Below are 8574 nucleotides of genomic sequence, written 5' to 3' on the forward strand. Positions count from 1 at the left end.
CGCGAATCAACCCATCCCGCACCCCGTGCAGCATGTTCACGATGTTGCGAAACGCGGTCTGCATCTGACCCATGGTGTCCATCGACGTCCGCTCCGCCAGACCACCCCAACCCGCACCGGAGATGTTGGTCGACGACGCCCACATCCGACGCGCCTCGTCCTCCACCGTCTGCGCATGCACATCAAAACGGCCCGCCATCGAACGCATCGCGTCCGGATCAGTCATAAAACGTGTTGCCATGCTTCTCTCTCCTCGATCTGCGAAAGTTGTTGGAACTTAACGGTATGTGGAACTATCCGGCCGACGCGGCGTTAGCCGCCTCGGTCGCTGCGTAGGTGTTGGCGCTGGTGTTCAAGGTGGCCACGAACGCTTGGTGGATGGCCTCCGCCTGGGCGCTGATGGTCTGGTACATGCTGGCGTGCGCGGCGAACTGCGCAGCAGTCAGTGCCGAAACCTCATCAGCAGCGGCCGGAACCACACCGGTGGTCGGCGTTGCCGCCGCGGCGTTCTGAGCACTGAGCGCCGAACCGATGGCGGCCAGATTGCCCGCAGCCGCCGTCAGCGCCTCCGGTTGGGTGTTCACAAAAGTCATGGGGCCCTCCTCCAAGAATGCCGGCCGGATGGCCGACGCTCACCGGCTGCGCCGAACAGGGGCCCCGTGACGACGTCGTACCGGAGCGTGCTCAACGCAACATGGTTCAAGTAACAGAAACGGTGCCGGAGCCGGATCGGGACCAAACAGTCGCCAACTCCGAGCGGGCATTATCGCCGGGACACAACTCTCGTCCTCACCTCCTGACACCGACAGAGACCAACTGGGCCGGGCGAAAGCACCGGCCCCCTTACCTGCGCAATGGTGGCATCGGTACCAGTAAGCGTCAACCCGGACAAGCGGTCGTTACGCTGTGAATCGGCTGTCGGGCGGCTGTTAGTTCAGGACGGTTTCTTTTCGGCAACCGCCGCACTGAGCCCTTCGGCGAGATCCTCGCGGGTCAGTTCCTTGAACTTGTGCAGCCATTCGTCGCTGAAATCGGTGACATCGCCGGCAAGCACCGCGTCCAGTTCAGAATCGTCGAGACGGAAACTGCGGTGGTCGCGGGCCTTCTCCACGACGTTGCGGACGAATCCGGCATTACCCAGCACGTCGATACCGCGGATCAGGTCGCCGTCTTCGGAGTAGTTCTCGTCGGCGTAGAACCGGGTGTAGTGCGGCAGCAGTCCTTCGACCGCCTCGTCACTGACCACGTCCTCGTTCTCCGCCCCCATCATCTTGGTCAGTTCCAGCAGTTCCGGCGGGGTGTAGCTGTAGAACTCGATCACCGTGGAGAACCTGCGCCGCAGGCCCTGGTTCACCTCGAGCATCTTGTCCATGGCGTTGGCGTAGCCGGCGCCGAACACCACCAGCTCGTCACGGTGGTTCTCCATGTACAGCAGCAACGTGTTGATGATCGCGTTGCCGTAGGCGTCGCCCTGGCTGTAGCCGCGCTCATGCAGGGTGTGCATCTCGTCGAAGAACACCGCACCACCGAGTGCGCCTTCGAGCAGCTCCTCGGTGTTCTTCTCGGCATCGGCCATGTAGCGGCCCAGCAGCTTGGAGCGGTTGGTCTCCACCACCAGCGGCTTGCGCAGCACCGTCAGGCCGCACAGTTGCTTGGTGAATGCGCGCGCCACCGAGGTCTTGCCGGTGCCGGGCGGACCGAGCAGCAGGGTGTGCCGCGACGTCACCGGAACCGGTAGGCCCATCTTGGCGCGCGCCAGGTTCACCTTGGTGGTCGCCTTGATCAGCTTGATCTCCCGCTTGGCCTGCTCCATGCCGAGCATGGCGGCCAGCTCCGCGTCGCCTTCGGCCAGATAGCGGGCGGCCTCCTCGGCATGCCGGTGGGCTTCGGCCTGTTCCCGCGTGGGGGCACTGTCGGGGTCCCACGGGTCCGTGCGGGCCTCGATGGTCTCCGGGTCGGTCAGCACCAGTCGAAAGTCGGGATTGTCCAGTGCCTCGCGGGCCGGTGTGAACTTCGAGTCCCGCGAATAAACCCGGCGCAGCAACTCGGCGGCCTCGTCCTCGCGGCCCAGATGCCGCAGGCACATGCCTTGGGTGTAGAGCGCGACGTTGGCGGCACCGGGAACCCGGTCGCCCTCGATCGCCTCTTGAGCCCGCCGCGTCGCCTCCTCGAACACCCCCAGCGAGGCCAGCGCGGTGGTGGCCATCGCCGCCGCTGCCGCCTTGAGCTCGGGCTGACGCCAGGGGGCCGCTGCGGGGAACTGCTTGAGCACGTCCGGCCAGCGCCCGGTCCGGAAGTACAGCAGACCCCGGACATAGCTGACCAGTTCGGTTTCGAAGGGGTTCCGCGGCTCGATGCCGTCGAGCAGCTTCGCCGCCTCTTCGTAGCGTTTGGCTTCGGCCAGCGCGGCGGCGTAGGCGGCGGCCAGCGATTCCACGCTGGTGATCCGCAGCCGCAGGAACATCCCGTCGGAAACCTCCGGATGGAATTCCAGGTCAGACAGCCCGAGTCGGCGGGTCTCCCAGCCGAATGTGCGCACCGTCGACCAGGCGTTTGCCAGCACCTCGATATCGGAGTCACCGGCCAGCACCCGGGCCAGCCAGGCGTCGCACATGCTCGGGTCGATCGTGGTGGCAGTGGTGAACATCTGCAGCGCGACCTGCGGATTATGGCTGGGCTGCAGCCCGTTGACCGAGATCCCGGAGGCCAGCATGCCCGCGACCATCGCGTTGCGCGCGTCGGTCGTCGCCGGTCCGGTCACGAGCGCGTCCCGGTGGCCGCCGCAGGTGTGTACTCCTCGATCACATCGACCGACACCGGCAGCTGCTCACCGTCCTGCAAGTCCCGTCCCGGCACCGACATCCGCCGGTGGGCGGTGGGCGCCGGCAGACTGGCGCAGGCGGCTTCCAGCTGACGCCGGCCCACGAAGCGGTTCAGCGCAGAGCGCATGTTTCGGTCGGGCTTGTCGGCAGTGTGGTACCGCGCCAGCACCGAGACCTCGGTGGTTCGGCCGCCACCGCGCGAAAGACGGACCGTGACCACGGTTGCTTCGGCCTCCGGGTACCACAGATGTTCGAGGTTCTCCGGGGTGATGTCGTTCGGCGACACCCAGAAGCTGGTGACGTGGCCGGCCGGTCGATCGCGGAACAGCCGGTGCCGCAGCTGCGTGGCCTCCAGCCCCGCGAGCACCGCCTCGTCGACGGCGTCGAACTCGTCGGCGCGCAGCACCTGGGCGCTGAGCTGGCGCCCGTCGATCTCCTCGGCCAGCCGCTCGGTGGCGGCGGCCAAGGTGGCGGCCAGTGAATCGCGCGTGGCCACCGCGTTGACGTTGTGCTGCGGGTCCATCCGCAGCACCACCCAGGTGTGGCGACGGTCGGGCATCGACGGGTTCTCTTCCACGTCGGGGTCGTCGGCGGCGCGGGGATCCTTGCGGGTTCCGACCGACACGACATCGATGCTGTCCAGCCGCACGTCGAACTGCCGCAACCCAGCGGCCAGACGCTCCACCGGCAGGGTCGCCTCCGAATCGCGGCCGTGTCGGCCGGTCGCCGCGGCGGCCCGCCCGCCCACGGCGATCACCGTCACCAGCCGGCCTTCATGTTCGCGGACACCGACCGACTCACGCCCGAAGCGGCGGTGGTGATCGACCGCGGCGGTGCGGCCGCGGTGCAGGGCCTCTTCGGGGTTGGTGAACTGATCGGCCACCCAGGCCGCCCACATCGTGCTGATCGGCACTCGCCGGTAGGTGAGCAGCGCGATGAGCGCGACCAGCACCGCGGCGGCGACACCCGACCACCACACGTAGTCGGCGACTTTCGGGTCACCCGGCCAGCGGCCGGCGAGGACCAGGATCCCCACATCGATCAGAAAGACCGCGGTGACCCGCATCCAAGACAGGTTCAGACCTAGTGCGTGCTGTGCCTTCATCGGTTCCTTGACGATCGTCGCAGTGCTGCCACTCCCAGTGCCACGCCGGCCGCCGCGAGCGCCGCCAACAGCCCGGCTCCGGCGACCCAGGCCGGCGTCATGTCGCGTTCGGGCGGCATCGGCGGCACCTGCAGCGGCGCCGACAGCCGCTCCGGCGGCTGGGCCGGAACGTCGGGAACGTCCCAGGTCAGTGCCGCGACCGGATCGACGATGCCGTAACCGACCACATTGTCGACCCCGCGCGCCGGTGGCCGGGCCGTACGGATCAGCCGGTTGATCACCTGGTGCGCCGACAGTTCCGGGTACTTAGCCCGCACCAGGGCCACCACACCGGAGACGATCGCCGTCGAGAAGCTGGTGCCGGACGGGACCAGCAGTGAGTTCTCCGGGCCGTCGACGGCGTTCATCAGTCCGTCATCGCGCGGCGAGAGCCCCTCGATGTCGGTGCCGGGCGCGGCGATCGACACCCACGGGCCGGCCACGCTCGATTTGGCCATCGGTGCACCGGCCGAGTCGACCGCGCCGACGGTCAGCACGTACTCGTCGTACCAGGCCGGCGTCACCACGGTGTTGACGCCGTTCCAGTCGCGGGGGTCATCGGGGCGCATCGCGTTGTAGACGGGGTTCTGCTTGCAGTCCCGCCAACTGGCGTCACCGGCGGCGGCGACGATCACCGCGTTCTTCTCCACCGCGGCGTAACGCACGGCGGCGCCCAGATCGGCCTGGTCGATGAGTGTGCGCACGTTCATGCAGACGGCCTGGGAGATGTTGATGACCTGGGCACCCATGTTGGCGGCATGCACAATCGCCCGCGCCATGGTGCGGATTCCGTCGGTCTTCTCCCGCAGCTGCGGGTCACGTCCGTCCGCGAACGGCTCCTTGGGCCCGAAGGCCGCGCTGTACTGCCGGATCGCGATCAGCTGCACGTCGGGCGCGATGCCGCTGAAGGCGTCCGGCCCCCCGCCGGGCGGCGGCGCGCTCGGGGCCCGGAAGTCGACCGGTGCGGTCCGGGCCTGCCCGGAGAACCCGGCCGGCCGCGCCGTAGCGGCGTCATGGGGGCTGTGCGCCGACGAGGCTGCCGCACCGGGTCCTGGAGCCGGTCCGGGTGCCGGTCCAGGCGCCGGAGCCGGAGCGGGCGCGGGTGCAGGCGCGGGTGCGGGACCCTGACCCGGGGCCGGTTCCTCACCCTCGACGGGCGGCGGCGGTGGCGGCGGAGGCGGCGGCATCACCAGGATCGTCGTCGCCGGCGACGGGGTCGGTGGTGGCGGCTCGTTGGTGGGAACCGACGGCGGCCGACGGGTCTGACGGGGCGGTGGCAACGGAGCCACCCCGTTGTCCGGCATCGCGGCGATCAGCGACGCCACCAGGGTCCCGTGTGCATCGCAGTCCGACAGCCCGTCGCCGCCGGCCATCACGTAGTCACCGCCGGGGATCAGGTTCGGCAGCCGCGGGTGCGGGGTCACGCCGGTGTCGATGACGGCGACCGTGACGCCTCCCCCGCGACCGAACTTCCAGGCCTCCTGCAGGTTGAGCATGTCCATGTAGGCCGGCTGCACGCGGAAGTCGGTGTTCGGCAGCACACCTACCTCAGTGCAGTACGAGGTCTGCCGCATGGTCTGCGGCGGTCCGGGCGGGCCGTCGGGCGGCAGCGCCGCCGGGTCGATCCCGGGCGGCTCGATCGCGCCGGCAGCCGGCATCCCGGCCAGCGAGCCGCTGGTCATCATGATCATCGCGGCGCCGGCGGCCGCGGTGCGCTGCAGCCGACGCACGCCCCTACCGGTACCGGATCGCTTCATAGGTATTCATCAACCACAGTGCCAGCGGGAACAACGGCATCAGGCACAGGTATTCGATCCACTCGACGAACTTGCGGAACAACGGGCTGTAGATGGTGTTGGGCACGATCACCGCAGACAGCAGCCCGAACATCGGGACCAGCACCAGCACGGCCACGCCGACCACCAGTGCGGTGGGCGTCCACAGCACAACCGCGAAGCGCACCACCACAGCCGCGACGATCACCAGCCCGGTCAGCGTCACCGTGACCGCCTGCAAGCGGTCCCGGAAGGAACGGCCCCGCAGCACCAGGAACCCGGCGGTCAGGGCGGCCAGCAGCACCGGCAGCCACGACCGGTCCGAGTGGGGGTCGCACAGCCCGGTCATGCACACCGCAATCAGCACGCCCAGCCCGGAGAGCAAGCCGGTCATGAACGACCGCGCCCGCTCCGCGCGCAGCACCACTTCGCGGACCGACTCCGGCCCCTCCAGCGATGGCGGGGCGCCGGGAGTGCTCACCACCGTGGTGGGCAGGTCGGGGCGAGCCTCGAAGACCCAGCGGCTGGTGGCCGACGGAAAGACCGGCAGCCGCAGGCCGGCCAACCACCGCGACAGCGACGGAGTCCACTGGTAAGCCAGCACACAGACCAAGTACACACAGGTCATGAGGGTCACCGCGCCGGTCAGGAACAGCATCCGCAGCACGCCGGCGAACATCACCGCCACGCTGATGGCGGCGACGGCCGAGTAGGCGGCCAGCTGCCGTCCGGTGAGCCGGATGACAGCCAGTGCAGCGATACCGGCAACGCCGAAGCCCAGCGCGGCATGCGCGGCGCCCACCTCACCGGGTACCGCCGCCGCGGCCGCCACCACCAGCGGAACCAGACCGGTGGCCAGCAGAATGTCACCGACTTGCCGGTCGGACGCGTTGCGCGCCTGCATCAGGATCAGTGCGGCGGCGATCAACACCAGGAAGGCAAGCCCCGCGCCGAAGCCGGCCGTCAGCCAACTGTCGTGCTGGACGCGCCACGCCGCGAGCAGTCCGGTGGCCAGCAGCACACCCAGCGACAGGGTCGACACCCCGACCCGCACCGCTGTCGCCGCGTCGACCGGGGCGAATCGCTTCGCCAGGTTGACCGACACCGCGGTGGAGATGTGCTCGATGACCGGCGAGCGCCGCTCCCGGTCTTCGATGAAGCGCAGCCACAGCCGGTCGCCGTCGTAGACGTCCTGTTCGGTCAGCGACTGGTTCGGTCGCAGCGCCGTGCCGTCGACCAGGCACAACACCCAGCGGCCACGGCCTTCGGCTTTCAGGGTCGGCTCTTCGAGCTCCTGAAGTCGACCGTTGATCACCTTCAGCAGCGGGTCCAGCATCACCGATACCGGGGCGTCAGCATCGAGCAGCGTCCCGATCTGGACACCGTCGCCCGCCATGACCCCGACCACCACGGCCCGGGGTCCCGACGACGCAAGCTCGCCGCCCGCCTGTCCCGACTCGATCGCCGCGGTCATGATTGCATCACCCGACCAACGAATACTGACCCAATCGAACCCATAGGTGCCGCCTCGCAATTTGTCATTTTTAAAGTCAGTCCAATTCTAAAGGCACTTCATGCTATTCGCACGACCCGCGTTTACTCGCAGTTTTCCGGTGCGACACTTAAGCATTCGGCGCCCAGACCTACCCGAGCAAACCGCTAGACCCTCCGATGCGTTTTCCAGGCGCCGTAGGGCAGGGTGTCCAGGACGGTCTTGACGCCCACCTGGACCAGCTGCGGGGTGGCCGGGCAGATCGCCAACCATGCTTCGCCCGAGCCTGCGGTGCGCGCCTGCTGATACAACGCAATCCGGCCGCCTGACCCGTCTTTGAGCGACAGCACCGAGGCGCTGGGCCCCTTTGCGTCGTCGCGGTACTGCCGCGCGTACACCGCGGCTTCGGCCGCCGGCTCCGACAGCGCCTGTCCCAGCGCCGCGACAGTGGCGGCACTGATTCCCATCCGGCGCAGGTCTCCCCCGGTGAAAATGTTGAAACCGGAGTCCTGCCAACTCTGGGTGGCCTCCAGCATCTCCTCCATCGGCACGTTGACCGCGGTGATCTGGGCCGGGTCGGCGTGGTGGATGGATTCCATACCGTCGATCACCAGCGCGGCGATCGAGGCGGCATCGGTCACCGCGACATCGTCGACGGTGATGTCGGTGCCGACGCGTACCGCCGACACCCAGTGTTCACCGCGTCGCGCCAACAGCACCCGGAACTCGTTGTCGGGGATGTCGCGGGTGCCGGGCTCCTGGTCTTCGGCGTCGATGACCCCGTAACGCAGCTTGCCCAGCGACAGCAGCGCGATCACCTCGAGGTCGGGCGCGGCAAGAACCCGCATTCGTGCGGCGACGGTCTCGTTGACCTCGTCGTCGACGACGATGCCCTGTTCGCGCATCACCGCCATGCCGGGGTGCTGGGACAGCCAGTCGCTTGAATCGGTGGAAACATAAGGACGACACCGCAACTCGGGAGCAACATGGCGGATGTCCAGCAGTGCCTGCAGCATCCAGAAACCCTCGACGTTGACGGTGATGTCGGTGCGAGTGCTCGGGTCCATCACTACCCTCCTCTACCGGGTTTGTCGGAGTACTTGGCTATTGGATCACGCGAGAGGGCGCGACCGCTCGGCACCACCCGCCAATTGCAGTACGCGGCAGCACACCCGTGGATCGGGTGTGCTGCCGCGCTGCGAATTGCGAGGCGCTCAGGCCCAGCTGGAGCCCACCGAGGCGTCGGTGTTGGCCATGTTGTTGCCGGCCGACTGCACCTTCTGACCGTGAGAGTTGGCCTGCTCGTAGATCACCGCGAAGTTGCGGCCCAACTGCGCCACA

The 8574-nt window shown here is 68.2% G+C and carries 7 protein-coding genes and 1 pseudogene; all 8 read right to left on the minus strand.

The features are described from left to right. On the minus strand, positions 1-241 hold a 241-nt coding region (locus ABW16_RS23300; RefSeq protein WP_047321588.1), incomplete at its 3' end, for a WXG100 family type VII secretion target. A gap of 52 nt (positions 242-293) precedes the next feature. Next, on the minus strand, positions 294-593 hold the full coding sequence (locus tag ABW16_RS23305) for a PE family protein (RefSeq protein WP_047321582.1): 300 nt from the start codon (positions 591-593) through the stop codon (positions 294-296). A gap of 341 nt (positions 594-934) precedes the next feature. Continuing rightward, positions 935-2725 (minus strand): type VII secretion AAA-ATPase EccA, encoded by a 1791-nt coding sequence (gene eccA, locus ABW16_RS23310; protein ID WP_109519728.1) that lies wholly within the window; start codon positions 2723-2725, stop codon positions 935-937. 32 nt (positions 2726-2757) lie between these two features. Beyond that, positions 2758-3927 (minus strand): type VII secretion protein EccE, encoded by a 1170-nt coding sequence (gene eccE, locus ABW16_RS23315; protein ID WP_047321584.1) that lies wholly within the window; start codon positions 3925-3927, stop codon positions 2758-2760. Beyond that, on the minus strand, positions 3924-5723 hold the full coding sequence (locus ABW16_RS23320; protein ID WP_047321585.1) for a S8 family serine peptidase: 1800 nt from the start codon (positions 5721-5723) through the stop codon (positions 3924-3926). The genes eccE and ABW16_RS23320 overlap by 4 nt, the downstream gene beginning before the upstream one ends. After that, positions 5701-7215, minus strand: coding sequence for a type VII secretion integral membrane protein EccD (eccD, locus tag ABW16_RS23325; RefSeq protein WP_047321586.1), 1515 nt, complete (start codon positions 7213-7215; stop codon positions 5701-5703). The genes ABW16_RS23320 and eccD overlap by 23 nt, the downstream gene beginning before the upstream one ends. A gap of 185 nt (positions 7216-7400) precedes the next feature. After that, positions 7401-8300 (minus strand): ESX secretion-associated protein EspG, encoded by a 900-nt coding sequence (locus tag ABW16_RS23330; RefSeq protein WP_047321587.1) that lies wholly within the window; start codon positions 8298-8300, stop codon positions 7401-7403. Between the two features lie 147 nt (positions 8301-8447). After that, positions 8448-8574, minus strand: a pseudogene (locus tag ABW16_RS25150) (type VII secretion protein EsxI); the annotation flags it as partial.

The organism is Mycolicibacter heraklionensis (genome assembly GCF_001021505.1).
Taxonomy (GTDB): Bacteria; Actinomycetota; Actinomycetes; order Mycobacteriales; family Mycobacteriaceae; genus Mycobacterium; species Mycobacterium heraklionense.